24 protein-coding genes are annotated in these 25450 nt (G+C 64.8%); 10 read left to right on the forward strand and 14 right to left on the reverse strand.

The annotated features are described in order from the left end of the window. The first annotated feature begins 301 nt into the window (after window positions 1–301). Window positions 302–1054, forward strand: a complete 753-nt coding sequence (locus ACVILI_RS03345) for a sulfite exporter TauE/SafE family protein (protein ID WP_019862026.1) — start codon at window positions 302–304, stop codon at window positions 1052–1054. Here ACVILI_RS03345 and trmD read toward each other — a convergent pair. Both trmD and rimM read right to left on the reverse strand, forming a co-directional pair. After that, window positions 1036–1734, reverse strand: coding sequence for a tRNA (guanosine(37)-N1)-methyltransferase TrmD (gene trmD, locus ACVILI_RS03350; protein WP_019862027.1), 699 nt, complete (start codon window positions 1732–1734; stop codon window positions 1036–1038). The two genes, ACVILI_RS03345 and trmD, sit on opposite strands and share 19 nt — an antisense overlap. Continuing rightward, window positions 1731–2330: a ribosome maturation factor RimM gene (rimM, locus tag ACVILI_RS03355; RefSeq protein ID WP_038650557.1), complete on the reverse strand. Its 600-nt coding sequence runs from the start codon at window positions 2328–2330 to the stop codon at window positions 1731–1733. The genes trmD and rimM overlap by 4 nt, the downstream gene beginning before the upstream one ends. Window positions 2331–2426: 96 nt before the next feature. On the opposite strand from rimM, the gene ACVILI_RS03360 reads away from it, so the two are divergent. After that, entirely contained in the window at window positions 2427–3365 is a 939-nt protein-coding gene (locus tag ACVILI_RS03360; protein WP_064981746.1) for a tyrosine recombinase XerC, read from the forward strand. 61 nt (window positions 3366–3426) lie between these two features. Beyond that, window positions 3427–4494: a TraB/GumN family protein gene (locus tag ACVILI_RS03365; protein WP_038650560.1), complete on the forward strand. Its 1068-nt coding sequence runs from the start codon at window positions 3427–3429 to the stop codon at window positions 4492–4494. Window positions 4495–4988: 494 nt separating this feature from the next. Here ACVILI_RS03365 and lpdA read toward each other — a convergent pair whose 3' ends face one another. From lpdA to mdh, 10 genes are all read right to left on the reverse strand, one after another. Beyond that, window positions 4989–6395 (reverse strand): dihydrolipoyl dehydrogenase, encoded by a 1407-nt coding sequence (gene lpdA / locus ACVILI_RS03370; RefSeq protein ID WP_019862031.1) that lies wholly within the window; start codon window positions 6393–6395, stop codon window positions 4989–4991. Between the two features lie 23 nt (window positions 6396–6418). Further along, window positions 6419–7174 (reverse strand): SDR family oxidoreductase, encoded by a 756-nt coding sequence (locus tag ACVILI_RS03375; RefSeq protein ID WP_038650566.1) that lies wholly within the window; start codon window positions 7172–7174, stop codon window positions 6419–6421. Continuing rightward, window positions 7171–7638 (reverse strand): hypothetical protein, encoded by a 468-nt coding sequence (locus ACVILI_RS03380; protein ID WP_420871161.1) that lies wholly within the window; start codon window positions 7636–7638, stop codon window positions 7171–7173. Before ACVILI_RS03380 ends, ACVILI_RS03375 begins: the two co-directional genes overlap by 4 nt. Window positions 7639–7715: 77 nt before the next feature. After that, on the reverse strand, window positions 7716–8993 hold the full coding sequence (gene odhB, locus ACVILI_RS03385; RefSeq protein ID WP_019862034.1) for a 2-oxoglutarate dehydrogenase complex dihydrolipoyllysine-residue succinyltransferase: 1278 nt from the start codon (window positions 8991–8993) through the stop codon (window positions 7716–7718). 42 nt (window positions 8994–9035) lie between these two features. Beyond that, a complete protein-coding gene (locus ACVILI_RS03390) occupies window positions 9036–12023 on the reverse strand; it encodes a 2-oxoglutarate dehydrogenase E1 component (RefSeq protein ID WP_457102324.1) in 2988 nt (995 codons plus the stop codon). A gap of 136 nt (window positions 12024–12159) precedes the next feature. Then, complete coding sequence (gene sucD / locus ACVILI_RS03395; protein WP_010912334.1) at window positions 12160–13062, reverse strand: succinate--CoA ligase subunit alpha; 903 nt, start codon at window positions 13060–13062, stop codon at window positions 12160–12162. 12 nt (window positions 13063–13074) lie between these two features. Further along, a complete protein-coding gene (locus ACVILI_RS03400) occupies window positions 13075–13572 on the reverse strand; it encodes a DUF1579 family protein (RefSeq protein ID WP_038650574.1) in 498 nt (165 codons plus the stop codon). A gap of 3 nt (window positions 13573–13575) precedes the next feature. Next, a complete protein-coding gene (locus ACVILI_RS03405; RefSeq protein WP_038650577.1) occupies window positions 13576–13947 on the reverse strand; it encodes a cupin domain-containing protein in 372 nt (123 codons plus the stop codon). 4 nt (window positions 13948–13951) lie between these two features. After that, window positions 13952–15145, reverse strand: a complete 1194-nt coding sequence (gene sucC, locus ACVILI_RS03410) for an ADP-forming succinate--CoA ligase subunit beta (protein ID WP_038650580.1) — start codon at window positions 15143–15145, stop codon at window positions 13952–13954. Between the two features lie 49 nt (window positions 15146–15194). Beyond that, window positions 15195–16163, reverse strand: a complete 969-nt coding sequence (mdh, locus tag ACVILI_RS03415; protein WP_019862040.1) for a malate dehydrogenase — start codon at window positions 16161–16163, stop codon at window positions 15195–15197. 234 nt (window positions 16164–16397) lie between these two features. Here mdh and ACVILI_RS03420 point away from each other — a divergent pair, with 234 nt between their 5' ends. Further along, a complete protein-coding gene (locus ACVILI_RS03420) occupies window positions 16398–16826 on the forward strand; it encodes a GNAT family N-acetyltransferase (protein ID WP_069090514.1) in 429 nt (142 codons plus the stop codon). 36 nt (window positions 16827–16862) lie between these two features. Here the strand turns inward: ACVILI_RS03420 and zapE are convergent, their stop codons facing one another. Together zapE and ACVILI_RS03430 are read right to left on the reverse strand one after the other, a co-directional pair. Then, on the reverse strand, window positions 16863–18080 hold the full coding sequence (zapE, locus tag ACVILI_RS03425; protein WP_038650586.1) for a cell division protein ZapE: 1218 nt from the start codon (window positions 18078–18080) through the stop codon (window positions 16863–16865). Between the two features lie 81 nt (window positions 18081–18161). Next, window positions 18162–18701 (reverse strand): protease inhibitor Inh/omp19 family protein, encoded by a 540-nt coding sequence (locus ACVILI_RS03430; RefSeq protein WP_019862043.1) that lies wholly within the window; start codon window positions 18699–18701, stop codon window positions 18162–18164. A 237-nt stretch (window positions 18702–18938) separates the two neighbouring features. Between ACVILI_RS03430 and ACVILI_RS03435 the strand changes: the two genes are divergently transcribed. The 6 genes from ACVILI_RS03435 to ftsY all read left to right on the forward strand — a co-directional run bounded on the left by ACVILI_RS03435 (window position 18939) and on the right by ftsY (window position 25438). Next, complete coding sequence (locus tag ACVILI_RS03435) at window positions 18939–19991, forward strand: MBL fold metallo-hydrolase (protein ID WP_038653541.1); 1053 nt, start codon at window positions 18939–18941, stop codon at window positions 19989–19991. A 70-nt stretch (window positions 19992–20061) separates the two neighbouring features. Next, a complete protein-coding gene (locus ACVILI_RS03440; protein WP_457102325.1) occupies window positions 20062–20628 on the forward strand; it encodes a hypothetical protein in 567 nt (188 codons plus the stop codon). A gap of 202 nt (window positions 20629–20830) precedes the next feature. Then, on the forward strand, window positions 20831–20992 hold the full coding sequence (locus ACVILI_RS03445) for a DUF1328 family protein (protein ID WP_010912345.1): 162 nt from the start codon (window positions 20831–20833) through the stop codon (window positions 20990–20992). A gap of 169 nt (window positions 20993–21161) precedes the next feature. Next, window positions 21162–22046 (forward strand): diaminopimelate epimerase, encoded by an 885-nt coding sequence (gene dapF, locus ACVILI_RS03450; RefSeq protein WP_038650590.1) that lies wholly within the window; start codon window positions 21162–21164, stop codon window positions 22044–22046. Next, window positions 22046–23386 (forward strand): tRNA (N(6)-L-threonylcarbamoyladenosine(37)-C(2))-methylthiotransferase MtaB, encoded by a 1341-nt coding sequence (mtaB, locus tag ACVILI_RS03455; protein ID WP_019862049.1) that lies wholly within the window; start codon window positions 22046–22048, stop codon window positions 23384–23386. The genes dapF and mtaB overlap by 1 nt, the downstream gene beginning before the upstream one ends. 12 nt (window positions 23387–23398) lie before the next feature. Beyond that, window positions 23399–25438 carry a signal recognition particle-docking protein FtsY gene (ftsY, locus tag ACVILI_RS03460; protein WP_038650593.1) on the forward strand — a complete coding sequence of 680 codons (2040 nt, stop codon included), beginning with the start codon at window positions 23399–23401 and terminating at the stop codon, window positions 25436–25438. The last annotated feature ends 12 nt before the right edge of the window (window positions 25439–25450 follow it).

The following is a 25450-nucleotide window of genomic DNA, read 5'->3' on the forward strand; positions in this document are numbered from 1 at the left end:
CGACAGTCAGAGCGTCCGACACTCGCCTTGCAGTTCCATTGACCGCTCGGCTATGTCCTTTGCCTCCGAGACATTCGTCTGCAAGACATCGGACAGGGGCGACTACACCGTCATTGTTGACGGGTCCGGCAGATTCTTCTTCCGGTTCGGCGGCGACATACAGCTATTTCGGCGCTTTGTCACGCCCGCGCACGAGTCTTTTTTGCCGGCATGGCACCATCGTAATCGCTTCGTGCCGGGTTGCGCCGGCCCTCAGGCCTTTCTAAGCCTGACATAACAGAGTTTTCCGCGGCGGCATTCCATGTCTGTCTTCGACGCCATCCTGCTGTTCCTGGCGGGCTTCCTGTCCGGCACCGCCAATGCGGTCGCCGGCGGCGGCACCTTCATCACCTTCGGCGCCATGACACTGGTCGGCGTGCCGCCGATCGTCGCCAACGCCACCTCCTCGGTCACGCAGTTCCCGGGCTACATCACCTCGACGCTCGCCTACTGGACCGATATCAGGCACTTCTGGCGCGGTGCCCTGGTGCTTTGCCTGATCTCGGCGGCCGGTGCGCTGGCCGGCGCCTTCATCCTTCTGGCACTGTCCAACCCTTCCTTCCGCGTCATGGTGCCGTGGTTGCTCTTGGGCGCAACCGCCCTGTTTGCCGCCGGGCCGTGGCTGAAGCCAACGCCAAAACCCGGCCATGAGGCGGCGGTCGGCTCGCTCGCCGGTTCGCTGGCGCAGTTCGTCACCGCCATCTATGGCGGCTTCTTCGGCGCCGGCATGGGCGTGATGATGCTGGCGACGCTCGGCCTGACGCAGGCCGGCGACTACCACCGGCTGAACGCGCTGAAGAACATGCTGGCCGTGGTCGTTGCCGCGGTGGCGATCATCGTCTTCGTCTCGGGTGGCGTCGTTGCCTGGCCGCAGGCGATCGTCATGATCCCGGGCGGTGCGCTCGGCGGCTATGCCGGCGTGTGGATCGCCAAGCGCGTGCCGCAGAACGTGGTGCGCGGCATCGTCGTCGCCGTCGGCCTGTTTCTGGCGTTTTATTATTTTACCAAGGGGTGAGCGCCGAGAAGGTCCGGCCGCCTCTCGCTGGTCAGCCGCTCGGACTCCGCCCGCCGCCATGCAGCGATCTTCTTGTGATTGCCGGAGATCAGCACTTCGGGAATCGCGCGCCCCTCGAACTCCTGCGGCCTTGTGTAGTGCGGATGTTCGAGCAGGCCGTTTTCAAAACTCTCTTCCTCGCCGGACACCGCATTGCCCATCACGCCGGGCAGCAGCCGCACCACCGCGTCGAGCAGCACGAGCGTCGCCGGCTCGCCGCCGGAGAGGATAAAATCGCCGATCGACACCTCTTCCAGGCCGCGCGCGTCGATCAGCCGCTGGTCGACGCCCTCGAAGCGGCCGCACAGGATGACGGCGCCCGGCCCGGCGGCAAGCTCGCGCACCCGCGCCTGGGTCAGCGGTTTGCCGCGCGGGCTCATCAAAAGGCGCGGACGCGCATCGCCCGGCGGCGAGGCATGGTCGATCGCCTTGGCCAAGACATCGGCGCGCATCACCATGCCGGCGCCACCCCCGGCCGGCGTGTCGTCGACGGTGCGGTGCTTGTCGGTGGCGAAGTCGCGGATCTGGATCGCCTCCAGCGACCAGGTGCCGGCCTCGAGCGCGCGGCCCGCCAGCGACAGGCCAAGCGCGCCCGGGAACATCTCGGGGTAGAGCGTCAGCACCGAGGCCTTGAATGTCACCGGTTGCCCCCGGCGTCGCGCGGTCCGCGCGGCCTGCCCTTCGGGTCGAAGTCTTCCTCGCGCGGCGCATCGTCATCCTCGTCCTCGACCAGCCCGGCCGCCACCGGGTCGACGCGGACAAAGCCCTCGGCGATCGACACATCAGGCACGGCGGCCTGGGTGAATGGGATCAGCACGCCCTTGCGGCCGGCGAGCGTCACGTCGAGAATGTCGCCGCCGCCGAAATTATGCACGGCAACCACCTTGCCAAGCGCAGTGCCGGTGTCGTCGCGAACCTCCAGTCCAACCAGGTCGGCATGGTAGAATTCATCCTCCTCGCCATCGTCCGGCAGCACAGAGCGGTCGACGAAAAGCTCCGTACCGGCGAGCGCTTCGGCGGCATTGCGGTCGCTGATGCCCTTGAAACGCACCACGACGACGGTGTTGGCCGGCCTTATGTCTGTGATCTGGAAGGCGCGGCCGTCCCTGGCATAGAGCGGCCCATAATCGGCCAGCGCCATCGGATCGCCGGTGAAGGTCTTCACCCTGAGTTCGCCCTTGATGCCATGGGCGGCGCCGATCACGGCCATCTGGACAGGGTTTTGCGGCTTGCTCATCGCGAATATCCTTTGGCCTGCTCTAACCCCACGCGGCTGTCATTTCAATGACGGGCTCTTCACCGCTTCCTAACCCGGATGCAGGAAAATGCCGCCATGCAGGAATTCCTCATCCCGGCGAAACCCGATCTCCAGGCGGCGCGTGAAAGCTGGCTGAAGATGCTCGCGCGTGAACGTCGGCTGTCGCCCGAGACAGTGGAAGCCTATGAGCGCGACACGCGCCAGTTCCTGCATTTCCTGACCGGCCATTGTGGTGGCTCGCCCGGCATCTCGGACATCGCCAATCTGCGCCCGGCCGACCTGCGCGGCTTTCTCGCCGCCCGCCGCAACGCCGGCGCCGGCGCCCGCACGCTGGGCCGAGGCCTGGCCGGCATCCGCTCGCTGCTGCGTTTCCTCGAACGCCGTGGCCTGGTCAACGCCGCCGGCGCCGCCGCGCTGCGCGCGCCGCGCCAGCCCAAATCGCTGCCAAAACCGCTGACCGCGAGCGACGCCAAACAGGTCGTGTCGGTCGAAGGCCAGCTGGCCGAAGAGCCCTGGATCGCCGCCCGCAACGCCGCCGTGCTGACGCTGCTCTACGGCTCGGGGCTGCGCATTTCCGAAGCGCTCGGCCTCGCCGGCGCCGATCTGGCGTCCGAGGCCGACACAGTGCTGCGCGTCACCGGCAAGGGCGGCAAGACGCGGCTGGTACCGGTGCTGCCGGTGGCGCTCAGAGCAATCGCCGAATACCGCCGGCTCTGCCCCTATCATCTCGATCCCAAAGGCCTGTTGTTTCGCGGCGCGCGCGGCGGCCCGCTCAATCCGGCCATCATCCAGCGCGACATGGCCAAACTGCGTTCGGCGCTCAACCTGCCCGACACCGCGACGCCGCACGCGCTGCGCCACTCCTTCGCCACCCATCTGCTTGGCCGCGGCGGCGATCTGCGCACCATCCAGGAGCTGCTTGGCCATGCGAGCCTGTCGACGACGCAGATCTACACCGGCGTCGACACCGCAAGGCTGCTTGAAATCTACGAATCGGCCCATCCAAGGGCGTGAACCCTTCAATTTCGACCTACCAATTAACCGTTTTGCCGCTTTTCCCCCTTAGAAAGGGGCCATGAAACGCGTCATTGCCATCGCCGACCGTGCAGCTTCCATCTCGCTGAAGCTGCTTGTCGCACTCAACGTGCTGTTTTTCCTGTCCTTCCTTGCCATGCTGCTGTTCGCGGCCGGCAGGGCGCATGCGGACGTCCCGACCTGCAGCGGTGCCGACATGCTGTCGGCCCTGCAGAAGAGCAGCCCTGCCACCTACAGCAAGATCGAGGCGGAAGCCGCCGCCACGCTGAATGGCAAGGGCCTGCTGTGGAAGCTTGAGAAATCGGGAGAACAGCCATCCTATCTGTTCGGCACCATGCACATGACCGACCGGCGCGTCACAACGTTGCCGCCGGAAGCACAGAGGGCCTTTGACGCCGCCGGCACCCTCATCATCGAAACCACCGACGTGCTCGACAAGCAGAAGATGATGACGGCGATGCTGAAGGAGCCGGACCTGATGATGTTCACCGACTCCACGACGCTGTCATCCTTGCTGAAGCCGGACGAAGCGGCGGCGATGAACGCAGCACTCGACGCGCGCGGCATCCCGCCGGCAACCGTCGCCAAGATGAAGCCGTGGATGCTGTCGGCGATGATGGCGCTGCCGGCCTGCGAACTCGCCCGCCAGTCCGGCGGAGCACCGGTGCTCGACGTCAAGCTGGCCGAGAGCGCCAAGGCGGCCGGCAAGCCGGTGGAAGGTCTGGAAACGGCCGAGAGCCAGCTACGCGCCATGGCCTCGCTGCCGCTTGCCTTCCACATGAAGGGCCTGGTCGACACGCTGAAGCTCGGCGACAAGGTCAATGACATCAACGAGACCATGATCGTGCTCTACCAGCGCGGCGACACCGGCATGTTCTGGCCATTGTTCCGCGCCGCCATGCCGGACGAGCAGAACGACCCCTCGGGCTATGCCGCCTTCGAGGAAACCATGATCACCAGCCGCAACAAGGTGATGGTCGATCATGCCGGACCGATCCTGGCCAGGGGCAATGCCTTCATGGCGGTCGGCGCGCTCCACCTGCCCGGTCCCGAGGGACTGGTCGAGGATTTCCGCAAAGCCGGCTATACTGTCACCGCCGTCAATTGAGTCGGATGGCAGTGGGAGGCCAAACGCCGCGTTTTCGGCGCTTTCCTTCCCTAGCGTGAAACCCATTCAACGGTTGCACGTTGATGGCTGTTGATTGATCATTTTCATCCACGGAGGACACTTTTATGGCGAATCCATCCAACGACAGGCCAAGCGGCGGTGGCGGCGGCAGCCCCTGGCTGATTGCTCTGGTCGTCGTTATCCTGGCGATTGTCGCGTATTACGTTTTCGGCAGAAGCGGCGAGCATCCGGCACCCGCCGAAGCGCCAGCGGCCAGCACACCGGCTCCTGCGCCAGCTCCGGCCCCAGCGCCAGCTCCGGCTCCGGCTCCCGCGCCAGCTCCGGCACCGGCTCCTGCGCCCGCTCCGGCGCCTGCGCCTGCGCCAGCACCCGCTCCGGCACCGGCCAACTGATCGGCTAGACATCAAGATACGAACGGCCCGTCGAAAGGCGGGCCGTTTTGTTTGTTTCGCGCGGTCGAAGGGTCGGGCGCCTTAGATATGGATCGGCTTGAAGAAGGTGGCCAGCGCCGCCTCCTTCACCGCTTCCGACATTGTCGGATGCGCGTGGCAGGTGCGGGCGAGATCTTCCGACGAGCCGCCGAACTCCATCAGCACAGCCGCTTCGTGGATCATCTCGCCGGCGCCGAAGCCGACAATGTGCACGCCGAGCACGCGGTCGCTGGCCTTGTCGGCGAGGATCTTCACGAAGCCGTCCGTGTGCAGCATGGCGCGTGCGCGGCCATTGGCGCTGAACGGGAATTTGCCGACCTTGTAGTCGATGCCGGCCTTCTTCAGTTCTTCCTCGGTCTTGCCGACCGAGGCGATTTCCGGGCTGGTGTAGACGACGCTCGGAATGACCTCGTAGTTCACATGGCCGGCCTGGCCGGCGATGGTTTCGGCCACCGCGACACCCTCGTCCTCGGCCTTGTGCGCCAGCATCGGCCCGGCGATGACGTCGCCGATGGCATAGATGCCCGGCACGTTGGTCCGCAGGTGCCCGTCGGTCTTGACGCGGCCGCGCTCGTCGACCTCGACCCCCGCCTCTTTCAGCCCAAGACTGTCGGCATAGGCGCGGCGCCCGGTGGCGATCAGCACGACATCGGCCGCGACGGTCTCGGCGGCGCCGCCTTTGGCCGGCTCGAAGGTGACGGTTGCGCCTTTCTTCGCCTTGGCGACGCCGGTGACCTTGGCGCCGAGCTTGAACTCGAAGCCTTGCTTGGACAGCAGCCGCTGGAACTGTTTGGAGACCTCGCCGTCCATGCCGCCGAGGATCGTGTCGAGGAACTCGACCACGGTGACCTTGGCGCCGAGCCGCGCCCAGACCGAGCCGAGCTCGAGGCCGATGACGCCGCCACCGACCACCACGAGGTGGCCGGGAACCTTGTCCAGCGACAGCGCGCCGGTCGACGACACGATGATTTTCTCGTCGAAATCAACCTTGACGCCGGGAATGCCGGCGACATCGGAACCGGTGGCGATGACGATGTTCTTGGTCTCGACCTCCTCGACCTTGCCGTCCTCGCCCGTCACCGACACCTTGCCTGCCGCGACCACCTTGCCGGTGCCGCGGAAACTGTCGATCTTGTTTTTCTTGAACAGGAAGGCGACGCCGTTGACGTTGGACGACACCGTCGCATCCTTGTGCGCCATCATCTTCTTCAGGTTGAGCTTCGGTGCTGGTATCTCGACACCCAGCGTGTCGAAGGAATGGCCGGCCTCGGCGAACATTTCGGAGGCATGAAGCAGCGCCTTGGACGGGATGCAGCCGATGTTGAGGCAGGTGCCGCCGAAGGTGGCGTTCTTCTCGACCACCGCCACCTTCAGACCGAGCTGCGCCGCCTTGATGGCGCAGACATAGCCGCCGGGTCCCGATCCGATGATAACGACGTCATAAGCCATGTTTGTTTCCCTTTGCTTGGCGCTCAGCGGCCGCCGCTAACGTTCAGGATCGCGCCCGTCGTATAGGACGCGGCATCGGATAGAAGATAGAGAACCGCACCCGCGACTTCATCGGCGGTGCCGGCTCTTTTCATCGGCAGCGTGTCCCGGATCAGCGCCACCCGGTCCGGCTGTCCGCCGGAAGCATGGATGTCGGTGTCGATGATGCCCGGCCGCACCGCGTTGACGCGGATGCCTTCCAGCGCCACCTCGCGGGCGAGCCCGATGGTGAACGTGTCGATGGCGCCCTTGGAGGCGGCATAGTCGACATAATTGTCCGGCGCGCCCAGCACCGCCGCCGCCGATGAGATGTTGACGATCGCTCCGCCCTTGCCGCCATGGCGCGTCGACATGCGCTTGACCGCCTCACGGGCGCACAGGATCGAACCGACGACATTGATGCGCATCATGCGCTCGAGCCGTGCCGCGCTCATTTCGTCGACGCGCGCCTTGGCGTCGACGATGCCGGCATTGTTGACGAAGGCGTCGAGCCGGCCATGGGTGCGGTCGACGGCCTCGAAGATCGAGAGGATATCGGCCTCGCTGCCGACATCGCCCTTGACCGCGAAAGCATCACCGCCGGCAGCCTTGATGTCGCTGACCAGCGCGTCGGCGGCAGCCTTGTTGGAGGCATAGTTGACCGCGACGCGATAGCCGGCCTTCGCGCCAAGCCGGCAGATGGCGGCGCCGATGCCACGGCTGCCGCCGGTGACCAGCAGCACCTTCTGCGCTTCGCTCATTCCTGGCATCCCTTCAACGTAAAAACGTCCGACGGCACTTTCGAGAAGCCGTTGCCGCCATAGGCCGAGGACTGACGCAGCATCGGACCGAGATCCGGCAGGATCAGCGTCTTCGGCGCCTCGACGCCTTCTGCCGGCAAGAGCCCGATGCTGCCCTTGTCGTCAGACGTGTAGATGACGCCGTGCCAGGGGGTACAGGCGGCGAGCTCGGCGCCGGTGGTGTCGCCCTCCGGGCATTTGAACATCAGCGCGCCGTTCGGCCGTGCCACGCCTTCGTTCCACATGACGATGCCGTTCAGCACCACATTGTTGTCGAGGATCATGCGGAACGTGTTGGTGACGGTGGCGGAGGTGCCGGTCGGGGTAAAATCGATCTCGCTGCCGCTTTGCGCATCGCCGTAGACGGCGAGTTCGATCGGGCAGGCGGCATCGGCGGTTGCGGGAGCCAGCGCCATGCCGGCCATAAGCACAGCCAGTTTGGCAGACCCAAGCAAACGGGCCATCATTGGCCGCCTCTGCCGCGAGCTGCCATCCGACCGCCTCAGAGATCGAGCACCAGCCGTTCCGGATCCTCCAGGCTTTCCTTGACGCGCACCAGGAAGGTGACCGCTTCCTTGCCGTCGACGATGCGGTGATCGTAGCTCAGCGCCAGATACATCATCGGCCGGATTACGATCTGGCCGCCGACCACGACAGGCCGGTCCTGGATCTTGTGCATGCCCAGAATGCCCGACTGCGGCGCGTTGAGGATCGGCGTCGACATCAGCGAACCATAGACGCCGCCATTGGAGATGGTGAACGTGCCGCCCTGCATGTCGGCGACCGACAGCTTGCCATCGCGCGCGGCGATGCCGAGCCGGCCGATTTCCTTCTCGATCTCGGCGATCGACATTTGGTCGGCGTCGCGCACGACCGGCACGACGAGGCCCTTCTCGGTGCCGACGGCGACGCCGACATGGGCAAAGTTCTTGTAGATGATGTCGGTGCCGTCGATCTCGGCATTGACCGCCGGGATTTCCTTGAGCGCATGGGTGACGGCCTTGGTGAAGAAGCCCATGAAGCCCAGCTTCACGCCGTGCTTCTTCTCGAACACGTCCTTGTACTTGGTCCGCAGCGCCATCACCGCCGACATGTCGACCTCGTTGAAGGTGGTCAGCATCGCCGCGGTCGACTGCGCTTCCTTGAGCCGGCGCGCGATGGTCTGGCGCAATTTGGTCATGCGCACGCGCTCTTCGCGCGAGGCATCGTCACCGGAAGATGGCGCACGCACGGCAATCGGTGCCGGCGCCGCCCTGGGCGTCTCGGCCGGCTGCGACGGCGCGCCCTTGGCGATGGCGTCGAGCACGTCGCCCTTCAGCACCTGGCCGCGCTTGCCCGAACCGGACAGCTGGTCGACCGACAGATTGTTCTCGGCGATCAGTTTTGCGGCTGCCGGCGCCGGCGGCATGCTGCGCGGCTCGACCGCGCCGCCATCGCCGGCGATCTTGGCGGTCTCGGCCGCGGCCTGCTTGCTGGTCGACGCCGCATCCGGCGACGAGGCCTGCGAAACCGCCTGCGGCTTGGTCGCCGGCGCGGCGGCGCCGCCTGCCGAGATCGAACCCAACAAAGCGCCGACACCCACCGTCTCGCCTTCCTTGGCGACGATTTCGCCCAGCGTGCCGGCGGCGGCCGCCGGAACTTCCACCGTCACCTTGTCGGTTTCAAGCTCGACCAGCGGCTCGTCGACGGCAATGGCATCGCCGACCTTCTTGAACCATTTGCCGATGGTCGCCTCGGTGACGGATTCGCCGAGAGTGGGAACGCGGATTTCGGTAGCCATTGTGCCTGTCCGTTCTTGTCGGTTCTGTTCTATTCGCCTGCTTTATTCGCCGAGCGCGTCTTCGAGCAAGGCGGCGAGCTGGGCAAGGTGCTTGGACATCAATCCCGTCGCCGGCGACGCGGCCGCCGGCCGGCCGGTGTAGCGAACGCGCTGATGCTTGGCGTCGATATGCGCCAGCACCCATTCCAGATACGGGTCGATGAACGACCAGGCGCCCATGTTCTTGGGCTCCTCCTGGCACCACACCATCTCGGCGTTGCGGAAACGCGACAGTTCGGTGATCAGCGCCTTGGCCGGGAATGGATAGAGCTGTTCGACGCGCAGCAGGTAGATGTCGTTGATGCCGCGCTTCTCGCGCTCCTCGTAGAGGTCGTAGTAGACCTTGCCCGAGCACAGCACGACGCGGCGGATCTTGCTGTCCTTGGTGAGCTTGACCGGCTGGTTGGGCAACAACTGCGCGTCGTCCCACAGCAGCCGGTGGAACGAGCTTTCGCCCGAGATTTCCGGCAGCGTCGACACCGCCCGCTTGTGGCGCAGCAGCGACTTCGGCGTCATCAGGATCAGCGGCTTGCGGAAATCGCGCTTCAGCTGCCGGCGCAGGATGTGGAAGTAGTTGGCCGGCGTGGTGCAGTTGGCGACTTGCATATTGTCTTCGGCGCAAAGCTGCAGGAAGCGCTCCAGCCGGGCCGAGGAATGCTCCGGACCCTGGCCCTCATAGCCATGCGGCAACAGGCAGACGAGGCCCGACATTCTGAGCCACTTGCGCTCACCGCTAGAGATGAACTGGTCGAACACCACCTGGGCACCGTTGGCGAAGTCGCCGAACTGCGCTTCCCACAAGGTCAGCGCCTTCGGCTCGGCCAGGCTGTAGCCATATTCGAAGCCCAGCACCGCCTCTTCCGACAGCATCGAGTTGATGACTTCGTAGCCGGCCTGCGCCGCCGACAGATTGTTGAGCGGGATGTAGCGGGTCTCGTCGCGCTGGTCGTAGAGCACGGAATGGCGCTGCGAGAAGGTGCCACGCTCGGAATCCTGCCCCGACAGGCGGATCGGATTGCCGTCGAGCAGGATGGCGCCGAAAGCCAGCGCCTCCGCCGTCGACCAGTCGATGCCTTCGCCGGATTCGATCGCCTCGCGGCGGTTTTCGAGGAAGCGGATGATGGTCTTGTGCGCCTCGAAACCCTTCGGCACCTCGGTCAGCTTCTTGCCGATTTCCTTCAGCGTCTTGACCGGCACCGCGGTCTTGCCGCGCCTTTGTTCGTCCTGATTGTCGGCCGTGCGCAGGCCAGACCAGGCGCCATCCAGCCAGTCGGCCTTGTTGGGCTTGTAATGCTGGCCGACTTCCCACTCGGATTCCAGATGCGCGCGCCAGTCGGCCTTCATCTGGTCGAGCTCGGCCTGGGTGATGTGGCCCTCGGCGATCAGCCGGTCGCCATAGATCTGCACCGTCGTCTTGTGGGTGCGGATGTTGCGGTACATGATCGGCTGGGTGAAGGCCGGTTCGTCGCCCTCATTGTGGCCGAAGCGGCGGTAGCAGAACATGTCCACGACCACCGGCTTGTGGAACTTCATGCGGAATTCGATCGCCACCTTGGTGGCGTGCACCACGGCTTCCGGATCGTCGCCATTGACGTGGAAGATCGGCGCCTCGATCATCTTGGCGACGTCGGACGGATAGGGCGACGAGCGCGAGAAGCGCGGATTGGTGGTGAAGCCAATCTGGTTGTTGATGATGAAATGCAGCGTGCCGGCGACGCGGTGGCCGCGCAGGCCCGACAGGCCGAGGATTTCGGCGATCACGCCCTGGCCGGCGAAAGCGGCATCGCCATGCAGGAGCAGCGGCAGCACCTTGGCGCGCTCTTCCAGCGGCACGATCTCCTCGCGGCCGCGGCCGAACAGATAGTCCTGCTTGGCGCGCGCCTTGCCCATCACCACGGGATCGACGATTTCCAAATGCGAGGGATTGGCGGTCAGCGACAAATGCACCTTGTTGCCGTCGAACTCGCGGTCCGACGAGGCGCCGAGATGGTACTTCACATCGCCCGAGCCCTCGACCTCGTCGGGGGCTGCCGAGCCGCCCTTGAACTCGTGGAAAATGGCGCGGTGCGGCTTCGCCATCACTTGGGACAGCACGTTCAGGCGGCCGCGATGCGCCATGCCGAGCACGATCTCCTTCATGCCGAGCTGGCCGCCGCGCTTGACGATCTGCTCCAGCGCCGGGATCAGCGCCTCGCCGCCGTCGAGGCCGAAGCGCTTGGTGCCCTTGTACTTGACGTCGATGAATTGTTCGAAGCCTTCGGCCTCGACCAGCTTTTGCAGGATCGCCTTCTTGCCGGTCGTGGTGAAGGAGATTTCCTTGTCGGCGCCTTCGATGCGCGCCTGGATCCAGGCCTTCTCCTCAGGGTCCGAGATATGCATGAACTCGACGCCCAGCGTCGAGCAGTAGGTGCGGGTCAGGATCTCCAGCATCTGCCGGATGGTGCCGAATTCGAGCCCCAGCACATTGTCGAGGAAGATCGGCCGGTCGTAATCGGCTGCGGTGAAGCCGTAATTCTCCGGCGACAGTTCGTTGTAGTCCTCGAGCGGCTTGGCGATGCCGAGCGGGTCGAGATTGGCGTGCAGATGGCCGCGCATGCGGTAGGCGCGGATCATCATGATGGCGCGCACCGAATCGCGCGTCGCCTGGTGCACGTCGGCGTCTGAGAGCACGATGCCGTTGGTGACCGCCTTGTCCTTGACCTTCTTTTCCAGATGCTTCTCGACGATGCCCCAATTGCCGTCGAGCGCCGACACCAATTCGCCATTGGCCTGCAGCGGCCAGGACGGCTTGGCCCAGGAAGCGCCCTTGGCGTTCCTGCGCACATCGCCGGCATCGTCCTTCAGCCCGGCGAAGAACTCCTGCCATTCGGGATTGACCGAGGCGGGATCGTCTTCATAGGCGGCATAGAGCGCGTCGATGTAATCGGCGTTGCCGCCGTAGAGGAACGAGGTGAGCGAGAATTGGTCGTTGGCCTGATCTTGTCTTGCCATGTCGTTTCAGCGGAGCCTGGCTCCGTCTCCTTACGTTTGCGGCAGCGCCGCGATAGTGGGCGATTCACCCGCCCTTCTTGTCCCCTCAAAGCCAACGAACCGCCGTCGGCTCTCATTCCACTGCCGGCGCCGACGCTCAGCCCTTGATGGCTTCAACCAACGTCGTGCCAAGCCGCGCCGGCGATGGCGAGACCTTGATGCCGGCCGATTCCATCGCCGCGATCTTGTCCTCGGCGCCGCCCTTGCCGCCGGAGATGACCGCGCCGGCATGGCCCATGGTGCGGCCGGCCGGCGCCGTGCGTCCGGCGATGAAGCCGGCCATCGGCTTCTTGCGGCCACGCTTGGCTTCGTCCTTGAGGAACTGCGCGGCGTCTTCCTCGGCCGAACCGCCGATCTCGCCGATCATGATGATCGACTTGGTCTCGTCGTCGGCGAGGAACATCTCGAGCACGTCGATGAACTCGGTGCCCTTGACCGGGTCGCCACCGATGCCGACGGCCGTGGTCTGGCCGAGGCCGACATTGGTGGTCTGGAACACGGCCTCATAGGTAAGTGTTCCCGAGCGCGAAACAACGCCGACCGAGCCCTTGCGGAAGATGTTTCCGGGCATGATGCCGATCTTGCATTCGTCAGGGGTGAGTACGCCCGGGCAGTTCGGCCCGATCAGCCGCGAGGTCGAGCGGTCGAGCCGCGCCTTGACCTTGACCATGTCCATCACCGGAATGCCTTCGGTGATGCAGATGATCAGCGGGATTTCCGCCTCGATCGCTTCCAGGATCGCTTCGGCGGCACCCGCCGGCGGTACGTAGACGACGGAGGCATTGGCCCCGGTCTTTGCCTTGCCTTCGGCGACGGTGGCGAAGATCGGCAGGCTCTCGCCCTTCGACCCGGTCCAGGTCTCGCCGCCCTTCTTGGGATGGATGCCGCCCACCATCTTGGTGCCGTGATAGGCCAGCGCCTGTTCGGTGTGGAACGTACCGGTCTTGCCGGTCAGGCCCTGAACCAGCACCTTGGTGTTCTTGTCGACGAGAATGGACATCGGAGCCCTTTTCTAAAGACTGTTGATCGAGGAAGGCGAGACGCGCCGGTAGACGCCACTCACCATGTCTTGCCAGCCATCGCTGCCGGCGGGTTTGAAATGCAGTCGCATGCGATAGGTGTCGGCATCGTCGAAAATATACGTCACCCGCGCCGCGCCGCGCGGCGACGACCGCTCCAGATTGAGCTCGCTGCCATTCCACGTGCCCGTCGCCGGCGAGGCCGGGACAAAGCCGATTGAATCGAACTGGTGCATGGTGACGAGGCGGTTCGGCTGGTCGAAGCCGAACACATTGTGCGAACCGAAGGAAATCGTGCCGTCGCGGCGCTGGCGATAGCGCTGCACCACGAACAGGCCGCCGAACTGCGCCTCCGCCAGCACTTCGGACGTCGCCGTGCCGGCATCGGTCCATTGCGTGGCCGCGACCTCTTCCTCGCCGCGCCACGCGCCGACCAGCGCCTGCAGGCGCTGGTGATCGGCGGAAAGCGAGGAGAAGGAGGCAGCGTTCATCGGTCAGAGCCGCTTCAGATCGGTGACGGTGAGGTCGCTCTTGGCGTTGCCGGTGTTGAGCGTCGTCGCCGGCTCGAACATCAGCACCACGGGCTCGGCGGTGAGCGAACGCGGCCGGTGCTCGACGCCGCGCGGCACGACGATGAAATCACCCTCGCCGAGCTCGACCGGTCCGTCGCGAAAATCGATGGCGATCCTGCCCCGCAGCACGAGGAAGGCTTCGTCCTCATGCTCATGCGCGTGCCAGTCGAAGGTCGCGCCGAACTTGGCGACCTTGGCCTGGCTGTCATTGACGTCGCCGGCGATATGCGGATCGAAGACCTTGCTGATCTTTTGATCCGCCGCCTCGACCAGGTTTATCTTGCGTGGAGGCACAGGCTCAGCCCTTCACCGCCGCCACGATCTTCTTGGCTGCGTCGTCCAGATCATCGGCCGACACGACGTTGAGGCCGCTGTCGTTGATGATCTTCTTGCCGAGTTCGGCATTGGTGCCTTCCAGGCGCACCACCAGCGGCACTTCCAGCCCGACTTCCTTGACCGCGGCGATCACGCCCTCGGCGATGATGTCGCACTTCATGATGCCGCCGAAGATGTTGATCAGTATGCCTTTGACCGCCGGATCCTTGGTGATGATCTTGAACGCCGCCGTCACCTTCTCCTTGGACGCGCCGCCGCCGACATCGAGGAAGTTGGCGGGTTCGGCGCCATAAAGCTTGATGATGTCCATCGTCGCCATGGCAAGCCCTGCGCCGTTGACCATGCAGCCGATATTACCGTCGAGCGCGACATAGGCGAGGTCGTATTTCGACGCCTCGATCTCCTTCTCGTCCTCTTCGGTGGTGTCGCGCAATTCAAGCACGTCCGGATGGCGGAACAGCGCGTTGTTGTCGAACGACACCTTTGCGTCGAGCACGCGTAGCCGGCCGTTCTTCATGACGATCAGCGGATTGACCTCGAGCAGGCTCATGTCCTTCTCGACAAAGGCCTTGTAGAGGATCGGGAACAGCGTGCCGCCGTCCTTGGCCGCGTCGCCGTCGAGCTTGAGGGCTGTGTTGAGCGCCTTCACGTCATCCGCCGTGACGCCCTTTTCCGGATCGATGGCGACGGTGATGATCTTTTCCGGCGTGTCGTGGGCGACCGCCTCGATGTCCATGCCGCCTTCGGTCGAGACGACGAAGGCGATGCGGCCGACCGAACGGTCGACCAGGATCGACAGATAAAGCTCGCGCTCGATGTCGGCGCCGTCCTCGATATAGAGGCGGTTGACCTGCTTGCCGGCCGGGCCGGTCTGCTTGGTCACCAGCGTGTGGCCGAGCATCTCGTTGGCGTTGGCGACGACGTCGGCGACCGACTTCGCCAGCCGCACGCCGCCCTTGGCGTCGGTCGACAGTTCCTTGAACTTGCCCTTGCCGCGGCCACCGGCGTGGATCTGGCTCTTCACCACATAGAGCGGGCCGGGCAGCGCGCGTGCCGCGGCTTCCGCCTCGCTTGCCTTGAACACCGGCACGCCTTCGGCCACCGGCGCGCCAAAGCTCTTCAGCAGCGCCTTGCCTTGATATTCATGGATGTTCATCGGGAACTATCTCCAGGTCGTTTTGCCGGGGTCGACGTTTTGGTGGGATTCACTTCGAGGCGAGCTGCGGCGCGATCTTGACGCAGGCCTCGGTCAGGCCCTGCACCGTCGCCACCGAACTGTCGAACATCTTCTGCTCGCTCTTGTTGAGGTCGATCTCGATGATGCGCTCGACGCCGCCGGCGCCGATCACCACGGGAACGCCGACATAGGTGCCCTTGACGCCATACTGGCCGGAGAGGTGGGCCGCACAGGGCAGCACGCGCTTCTTGTCCTTGAGATAGGCTTCGGCCATGGAAATCGCCGAGGCCGCCGGCGCGTAATAGGCCGAGCCGGTCTTGAGCAGGCCGACGATCTCGGCGCCGCCGTCACGGGTGCGCTGCACGATCTGGTCGAGCTTCTCCTTCGAGGTCCAGCCCATCTTGACGAGGTCGGGCAGCGGAATGCCCGACACCGTCGAGTAGCGGATCATCGGCACCATGGAATCGCCGTGGCCGCCGAGCACGAAGGCGGTGACGTCCTCGACCGAAACCTTGAATTCCTCGGCCAGGAAATAGCGGAAGCGCGCGCTGTCGAGGACGCCGGCCATGCCGACGACATGGGTCTTGGGCAGGCCGGAAAACTTCTGCAGCGCCCATACCATGGCGTCGAGCGGGTTGGTGATGCAGATGACGAAGGCCTTGGGCGCGTACTTCTTCAGACCGGCGCCGACCTGTTCCATGACCTTTAGGTTGATGCCCAGCAGATCGTCGCGGCTCATGCCCGGCTTGCGCGGCACGCCGGCGGTGACGATGCAGACATCGGCGCCCTCGATGCCGGCATAGTCGTTGACGCCGGTCAGCCGGGAGTCGAAACCATCGACCGGCGACGATTGCGCGATATCGAGCCCCTTGCCTTGCGGAATACCCTCGGCAATATCGAACAGCACCACGTCGCCGAGGTCCTTGAGGCCGATCATGTGGGCCAGCGTGCCGCCGATCATGCCCGAGCCGATAAGCGCTATCTTGTTGCGTGCCATGTGAGGATGTTTTCCCTTTGTCTGTGACTGCGCCCAAATCTTTGACGACTTGATGACGGCGTCGAGGAAGAGGCCGGAATGCTGAGGAAACCCGCGAGATTTCGCCGCACCCAATAGCCCCGGTGCAAGATAAATTCAAACGATTATTTTGGAGTGAACATTTTCAATCGGTTAGATGGATTGGGATTTACGTAAACGTCAAAGTTTGTAAGCCGACTTGGGAGAAGTTACACAATGAAGATGGAGATCGTAAGGCTTGAAGCCGGCGATGACGCCCTTGTGATGCGGATCGCCGAGGATGTGTTCGACGAACCGGTCAGGCCGGATCGATTGGCAGCCTATCTCAGCCAACCCGGCCATTTCATGGTCGTAGCCCTGGCTGACGGCGCGGTTGTCGGTCAATGTGCGGCGGTGATCCACCGCCATCCTGACAAGGTTGCGGAACTCTACATCGACGAGGTCGGCGTATCGCCCGCCTTCCAGCGCCAGGGTATCGCGCGCAAAATGCTCGACGCGATGTTCGCGATCGGCAGGGAGAATGGCTGCGAGGAGGCCTGGGTTGGCACCGAACCCGGCAACCTCCCGGCCCGGGCACTTTATGAGTCGCGCAAGGAGCCGCATGGGGAAGCGGAGAGTTTCGTCATGTATGCGTACAGGCTTTAGTGACCAGGGTCTTCGCTCTGCTTTGGGTCCATCTGCTTAGGACGACGAAGGCAGGGCTTGAGCCCGCGGTGCCGCAGCCGGCGGCGCCCTTTCTTTTCGCCGCTCAGCCCAGTCCTCCAGCCAGTCGCGGCTCTGCATCTCGATCAGGCGAGAGGCCGTGCGCTCGAACTCGAACACCTCGACGCCGCGTTTTGCCACGTAAAGCTCTTGTGGCGGCGCCTCGGCGCTCACCACCAGCCGCACATGATGATCGTAAAGCGTGTCGATCAACAGGATGAAGCGCTTGGCCTCGTTGCGCTTGCCTTCGCCCAGCACCGGGACATGGTCGATGAAGATGGTCGAGAACCGTCCGGCGATGGCCAGGAAATCACGCGCGCCAAGCGGTTTTTCGCACAGATCTGCGAAGGAGAACCGCGCCGCGTCGCCGGCGGCGGCCGGCACCAGAACCTGCCGGCCCTTCAGCGTCAGCGAGGTCGCGGCTGTCGGCGCGCCGCGCGTCATCGTCCGCCAGGCCTCGTCCAGCGTCCGGTCGGCCGTGTCGTCGGCTGGCGTGACATAGACCGGCGTGCGGGCGAGCTTTTCCAGCCGGTAATCCTTGTCGCTGTCGAGCGACAGCACCTGCGCGTGTCGTTCCAATATGCCGATGAACGGCAGGAACAGCTGGCGGTTGAGCCCATCACGGTAGAGATCTTGCGGCGCCACGTTCGAAGTAGCGATCAACACGACGCCATTGGCGAACAGCGCCGAAAACAGCCTGGACAGGATCATCGCGTCAGCGATGTCGGTGACCGAGAATTCGTCGAAGCACAGCACCCAGGCCTGCTCAGCCAGCGCCTTGGCCACGGGCGGGATCGGATCGTCTTCTTTGACGTCGCCGTTCTTGCGCGCCTGCCGGTGCTTCTGGATGCGGTCCTGCACATCGGCCATGAAGTCGTTGAAATGCACGCGGCGCTTGCGCCGTACCGGCAGCAGCTCGAAGAACATGTCCATCAGCATGGTCTTACCACGGCCGACGCCGCCATGGATGTAGAGGCCTTTGACGGCCTCATGCGTCTCGCGCTTGCGGGCAAACAGCCAGCCCAGCGCGCTGGACTTGTGCGCCAGCCGCTTGGCCGAGATCTCGTCGGTCAGCCGGTCGAGCGCCGCGGCGATCAGCTCCTGCGCCGGATCGCGTCCGATCGCGCCGGTTTCCACCAGGTGGTCGTAGCGCTGCCTGACGGTCGCATGGGTCTGGAGGCCGTCACGCAGATGCATCGGTCACGTCGTTTTTCTCATGCACGTCGTTGCCCCAAAACCGGAGCCCCAGTTTGGGCGACATGCACTGGGGAGATCGGGCTACCTAGTAAGCGAAATCGGCTGACCGTTGGAAGTCTGGCCGTCGAATTTCGAGCCGCCCGAGGAATAGAGCCGCGCCAGCGAGCCGCCATTCTCATCGTAAAGTGTCAGCTGCTTGCCGGCGACGTTCCACGACTTGATGCCGTCGATCGGAGCCGGGCAATGCAGCGGCCCGGCGCGGAAGCCGGCGCCGAACTTGGTCTGCGGCGTCGCGATCTTGCAGCTCTGCCCGGAAACGCTGGCATTCCAGACGCCGGCGACGGCTGCCGCGCTGAGATCCGAGGCCCCGGCGGGCGCCTGGCCGTCCGGCGGCAAGGACGCAACCTGCGTGTTCGCCGGAGCGGTCGGGAACTTCGACGGGTCGGTGGTGCCGGGCGAGGCAGGCGGCGGCAACTGGTTGGAAGTCACCTGGCCGGCCGGCGCCGGCTGCAGCGGCGCCGGTTGCTGGTCGTCCATGGACGAGAAGCGCGAGGTCGAGCAACCGCTCGCAACGAGCGCCGCCAGCGATGCGGCCACAAGACCGCTTTTCGAAAAATTCATTACAACCTCCGTCGGATCCGGCTGGGGGGAAGCCGTCCGCGCAATATCACCCTCCACCAAGATGGAGAAGGTGGCGAAATTTCAACCCGATATGGTTAAAATAGGGTTTGCGGCAAGATTGTTGCAAATTTATCGCAATCTCGACCTGCCATGTTCGCCCCGTCGCTCAAATCCGTGGAGTTCGGCCGCGACCGCGCATTCGCCCTGCAAATGCTTGCGCCAACCGGCGTAACGCCTATGTCTAGGAGCCGAAACCCGCTGGAGCATGCCTTGGCCGCGAGAAAGAAAGCCGCCAACCGCTATTACAGCGGTCCGCCCAGCGACCATTTCGATGGCACCTTGTTCTTCAATCCCGGTGGCCGGATGCCCGGACGCTTCACCGATCTGCTGAAATGGCAGCTCAACGGCCAACGCGCGAAATGGCCGGCGACCAGCCCGAGTCCCTTTCCGCAGGCGAGGCCGTCCGCGAGGGTCGAAGGCACCGACCTGACCGTCACCATGGTCGGCCATTCGACCTTGCTGATCCAGACGGCCGGCCTGAACATCCTCACCGATCCGGTCTGGTCGCAACGCACCTCGCCGTTCTCATTCGCCGGGCCAAAACGCGTCAATGCACCGGGCATCGCCTTCGACGACCTGCCGCCGATCGACCTCGTGCTGGTCAGCCACAACCATTATGACCATCTCGACCTCGTCACGCTGAGGCGACTGAAGGAAAGAGACGATCCGCTGGTGGTGACGCCGCTCGGCAACGATGTGCTGATCGGCGAGGCGGTTCCCGGCATGCGGCTGGCGGCGCATGACTGGGGCGACAGGATCGACATCGGTGACCGCGCCGCCATCCACATCGAGCCGGCGCATCACTGGTCGGCGCGCGGTGCCCGTGACCGGCGCATGGCACTGTGGGCCGGCTTCGTCATCGAGACGCCGGGCGGCAAACTCTATTTCGCCGGCGATACCGGCTTCCACGACGGCATCAACTACCGGCTGATGGCGGACAAACATGGCGGCTTCCGCTTCGCCATCCTGCCGATCGGCGCGTATGAGCCACGCTGGTTCATGGCGCCGCAGCACCAGAACCCGGAGGAAGCGGTGCAAGGCATGAAGCTGTGCAAGGCCGCCTTCGCCGCCGGCTGCCACTGGGGCACATTCCAGCTCACCGACGAACCGATGGACGAACCGGTCCGCAAACTGGCCGAGGCGCGTGAGGCGGAGGGCGTGCCGCCGGAGCGCTTTCGCGCCTTGCAACCCGGCGAGGTCTGGGACGTGCCGGAGATCGGGCACGGCTGAAGTCTGCATTGGCCATTTACGGCACCGTCATTTTCGCCGATGGTCCGCCCAGCAGAAAAGGGGGATGCGGATGAAATCTATGCTTGCAGCGCTGATGGTGCTGGCAATCTCGGTGCCGGCGGCTTTCGCGGGCGAAATCACTGATCGCGCCGCCGAGGCCGAAAAGGCGCTGCAGGCCGGTGACGGAGCCGGCGCGCTGGAGAAATTCCGCGGCGCCGAGGCGGCCTTGTGGCAAGCGATGCCGCTCGCCGTGCAGAATGTCAAACAGGTCGATTCGGCCGGCGGCTTCGGCATCTACAGCGAGCGTGCCAATCATATCTACAAGCCAGGCGAGAAGGTCGTGCTCTATATGGAGCCGGTCGGCTACGGCTATGGGTCGGACGGCCTCGGCAACAGCCAGATCGCGCTTTCCGTCGACCTCACCGTGCTTTCCGACTCGGGCGAAGCTTTGGGCACCTTCGAGAAAATCGGAAGCGTTCAGGTCGCTTCCCGCTCGCACAACCGCGAACTCTTCTTCAAACTCGACCTGTCCCTCGATGGATTGCCGGCCGGGAAATACAAGTGCAACTTCCTCATGCATGACCAGAACTCGACGAAGACGGCGCCGTTCAGCACCGATATCGAGATCGCCGGCTAATGCATGTCGCCCAAAAGTGATCTCGGTTTTTGGGAGAACGACATGCATAAAAGCAGAGACCTAAAGCGCGTCGCATGAATCCGTTTCAACGCGACGCGCTTTGGTTTTTCCCACTGACATCGCCTTGCAGTCGGCGGGAACCCAAGCGCGACAGAAGCGTTTTCATGCGGTTTTGAAATCTGTCGTTTTGCGAGGCATTCCCATGATCAAATGGATCATCATCCTGCTCATCGTCGCCGCGGCGGCGAGCCTGCTCGGCATGCCGGCGCTGGCCGGAGCCGCGGCCACCGGCGCGCGCATCCTCATCGGCATCGTTCTCGTCATCTTCCTGCTGGTGGTGCTGGGCATCTTCGCGGTGACCTAAGTCCGGCGCCTTCGCCGTGACTAAGTCCGGCGCCTTCGCCGTGACTAAGTCCGGCGCCTTCGCGGTGACCAGTCCGGCGTCTTCGCCGTGACGGAACACGCCTGCGCACTGGTAATTCCCGCCCGTTTCCGCCATATAGCGCCAAACGGACACGGAATTTCGCGGAGCAATGGCAAGCACTGCCCCTTTCGCCAAGATGAACGGCATCGGCAACGAGATCATCGTCGCCGATATGCGCGGCCGTGCCGATCAGGTGACGGCGGCGGCGGCCCTTGCGCTGAACGCCGATGCCGCGACCCGCTTCGACCAGATCATGGCGATCCATGATGCGAAGACGCCGGGCACCGCCTACTATGTCGACATCCTGAATTCCGATGGCACCAGTGCGCAGGCCTGCGGCAACGGCATGCGCTGCGTCGTCCAGGCGCTCGCCGCCGAGACCGGCCAGAAGACCTTCACCTTCGAGACCCGCGCCGGCATTCTCAACGCCAGGGAACATGCCGACGGCACGATCTCGGTCGACATGGGCATGCCGCATTTCGGCTGGCAGGAAATTCCGCTCGCCGAGGAGTTCCGCGACACCCGCATGATCGAATTGCAGATCGGCCCGATCGACGCTCCGGTGCTGCATTCGCCCTCCGCCGTCTCGATGGGCAACCCGCACGCCATCTTCTGGGTCGACCGCGATGTCTGGTCCTATGAGCTCGAGCGTTTCGGCCCGCTGCTCGAAAACCACCCGATCTTTCCCGAGCGCGCCAACATCACCATTGCCCAGGTGACCTCACCGGAGAGCATGATCATCCGTACCTGGGAACGCGGCGCCGGCCTGACCAAGGCCTGCGGCTCCGCCGCCTGCGCATCGGTGGTGGCCGCGGCCCGCACGAGGCGCACCGGCCGCAGCGTCAGCCTTTTGACCCCCGGCGGTGGCACGCTGCATGTCGAATGGCGCGAGGACGACCACGTCATCCTGACCGGTGCAGCCGAGTGGGAATTTTCCGGCAGCTTCGATCCCTCGACCGGCACCTGGGCCCGCGACACCGAAAGCGCGGCCTGATGTCGGTTGCTCTGTCCAGGAGCCCGGATTTCGACGGCTCCCTTTCCGAGGCCCCCAGCCGCATTGACGTGGTGACCTTCGGCTGCCGGCTGAACACCTATGAATCCGAAGTGATGCGGCGCGAGGCCGAAAGCGCCGGTCTCGGCACGCTGCAAGGCGGCGCGGTGATCTTCAACACCTGCGCCGTCACCGGCGAGGCGGTCCGCCAGGCCAAACAGGCGATCCGCAAGGCGCGCCGCGACAATCCGCAGGCGCGCATCATCGTCACCGGCTGCGCCGCGCAGACCGAGCCTGAAAAATTCGCCGCCATGGACGAGGTCGATCTCGTGCTTGGCAATGAAGAGAAGCTGAAGGCAAACTCGTACCGCGCGCTGCCGGATTTCGGCGTCAACGACACCGAGAAGGCCCGCGTCAACGACATCTTCTCGGTGCGCGAGACCGCCGGCCACATGGTCGATGCCATAGAAGGCCGCGCCCGCGCTTTCGTCCAGGTGCAGAATGGCTGCGACCATCGCTGCACCTTCTGCATCATTCCCTATGGCCGCGGCAATTCCCGCTCGGTGCCGATGGGCGCCGTGGTCGAGCAGGTCAAGCGTCTCGCCGGCAATGGTTATGCCGAGATCGTGCTGACCGGCGTCGACATGACCAGTTTCGGCGCCGATCTGCCGGGGGCGCCCAAGCTCGGCAAACTGGTGAAGACCATTTTGAAGCAGGTGCCCGACGTGAAGCGCCTGCGGCTATCCTCGATCGATTCCATCGAGGCCGACGACGATTTGCTCGATGCCATCGCCACCGAACCCAGGCTGATGCCGCATCTGCATCTGTCGCTGCAGTCCGGAGACGACATGATCCTGAAGCGCATGAAGCGAAGGCATCTGCGCGACCAGTCGATCCGTTTCTGCGAGGATGTGCGCAAATTGCGCCCTGCGATCGTCTTCGGCGCCGACATCATCGCCGGCTTCCCGACCGAGACCGACGCCATGTTCGAGAACTCGATAAAAATCGTCGAGGAATGTGGCCTGACCCATCTCCATGTCTTCCCGTTTTCACCGCGCGAGGGCACGCCCGCCGCGCGCATGCCGCAGGTCCGCCGCGAACTGGTCAAGCAGCGTGCCGCCCGTTTGCGCGCCGCCGGCGAAGCCGCCTATCGGCGCCATCTGTCCTCGCTGCCTGGAACCCGTCAGTCGATCCTGATCGAGCGCGATGGCCTCGGCCGCACCGAAGGATTTACCCTCGCCGCACTCGGCACCGGCGCGCCGGGCGAGATCGTCGAAGCGACAATTACTGGCCACGATGGCGCCCGGCTCAACGCAGTGCCGCTTGCCGCACGCGCCGCCTGAGAAACGCAAAGCATGGCTGGTTTTTTCAAGAAGATATTTTCGTTCGGCAAGAAAGAGGTTGTCGAGGAGCGCGTCGACGAGACCGCCCCGCTGCCCCCGATCAAATGGGACCAGCTCGATGCGCTGAAGCCGGCTGCCGAACAGGTCGTTCCGGAATTTCTGAAGCGCGAGGAACTGGAACCGGCGCCCCACCCTCCCCTCGATGGGGAGGGTCTCCACGAAGTAGCGGGGAGGGGCAACAGCGCCGACGCCAGCGCCGATCACCCCCACCCCCAAGCTGCGCTTGGGACCTCCCCCATCGAGGGGGAGGTAAAGGACGCGCCTCAGCCGTCGCCTGTCGAGGAGCCGGCACCCGAGCCCGCTCCGACCATCCCGCCCACGCCGGAGCCGGCGATTCCAGCTGAGCCGGAACCCCTGCCGCAGCCCGCGCCGCAAGAGGAACCCGCACCCGCGCCTGAGCCGCCGGCGCCCGAGGAAATTCCGCTTCCTCCCGCCGCTCCGGAGCCCGCTCCCGAGCCGCAGCCGCAAGAAGTCCCCGCTCCGGCACCTGCCGAGCCGGAGATTGTGCCGCCGCGCCCGGAAAGGCAGCCCGAACCGGCACCGATCGAAGTGCCAGCGCCGCCTGCGGAGATCCCGGTCGAGACACCAGCACCGATCGAGGTGCCTCCACCGGCGGCCCCGTCCGCACAGCCGACTTTAGAAGCTGGCGCCGCCCCTCATCCGCCTGCCGGCACCTTCTCCCCGTATAGAGACGGGGAGAAGGAAGCTGCCAGTGACGCCACGCCTTCTCTCGCAAACATTGAAGAAGAAGCCTCGACGCCGACGCCCCCCTCTCCCCGTACTTCACGGGGAGAGGGTAAGGGTGAGGGGCAGCGCGAGCGCACGCAAGATTTGGCACCTGCTGCCGAACTCGCGCCAGCGACTGCCGCGCCTCAGGCCCCGGCGGCGGAAATCGCGCCTCCCATTCGTCAGCCGGCACCAATCGAGACGCAGCCCGTCCTTGCCGAGATCGCGCCCGAGCCGCAGCCCGTCCCACAGCCGAAGCCGGAACCGAAACCCGCTCCCGGCAAGGTGACCGTCGCCAAGAAGGTCGAGCAGAAGGCCGAGCCGGTGAAGGCGCCGGAGCCGGCGCCGCGGCGCTCCTGGTTCCAGCGCATGCGGGACGGGCTTGCCCGTTCCTCGCGCGAGCTCACCGGCAACATTGCCGGCGTCTTCACCAGGCGCAAGCTGGACGAGGACACGCTGCAGGACCTGGAAGACGTGCTGATCCGCGCCGATCTCGGCATGGAGACGGCGCTGCGCGTTACCGATGCGCTGGCTTCCAGCCGCTACGGCAAGGATGTCTCCGACACCGAAGTGCGCGCCATCATGGCGGCCGAGGTGGAGAAGGTGCTGACCCCTGTCGCCATGCCGCTGGAACTCGACCTCTCGCACAAGCCGCATGTCATCCTGGTGGTCGGCGTCAACGGCACCGGCAAGACCACCACCATCGGCAAGCTGGCGGCAAAACTGACCGATGGCGGCCTGTCGGTGATGCTCGCCGCCGGCGACACCTTCCGCGCCGCCGCGATCGAACAGCTGAAGATCTGGGGCGAACGGACGAAATCGCCCGTCATCGCCTCCAAGCTCGGCGCCGATGCCGCCGGCCTCGCCTATGACGCCTTCGAGAGGGCCAAGGAAGCCGGCTCCGACGTGCTGATCATCGACACCGCCGGACGCCTGCAGAACAAGACTGAACTGATGGCCGAGCTCGAGAAGATCGTGCGCGTGCTCGGCAAGCTCGACCCGGAAGCGCCACACACCGTGCTGCAGACGGTCGACGCCACCACCGGCCAGAACGCGCTCAACCAGGTCGAGATCTTCCGCAACATCGCCGGCGTCAACGGCCTGGTGATGACCAAGCTGGACGGCACGGCGCGCGGCGGTATTCTGGTGGCGATCGCGGCAAAGCACAAATTGCCGGTCTATTTCATCGGCGTCGGCGAACAGGTCGACGACCTCGAACCTTTCTCCGCGAGCGAATTCGCCAGGGCGATCGCTGGAGTGGCGTAACGGCATGATCCC

This window comes from Mesorhizobium sp. USDA 4775 (genome assembly GCF_054062655.1).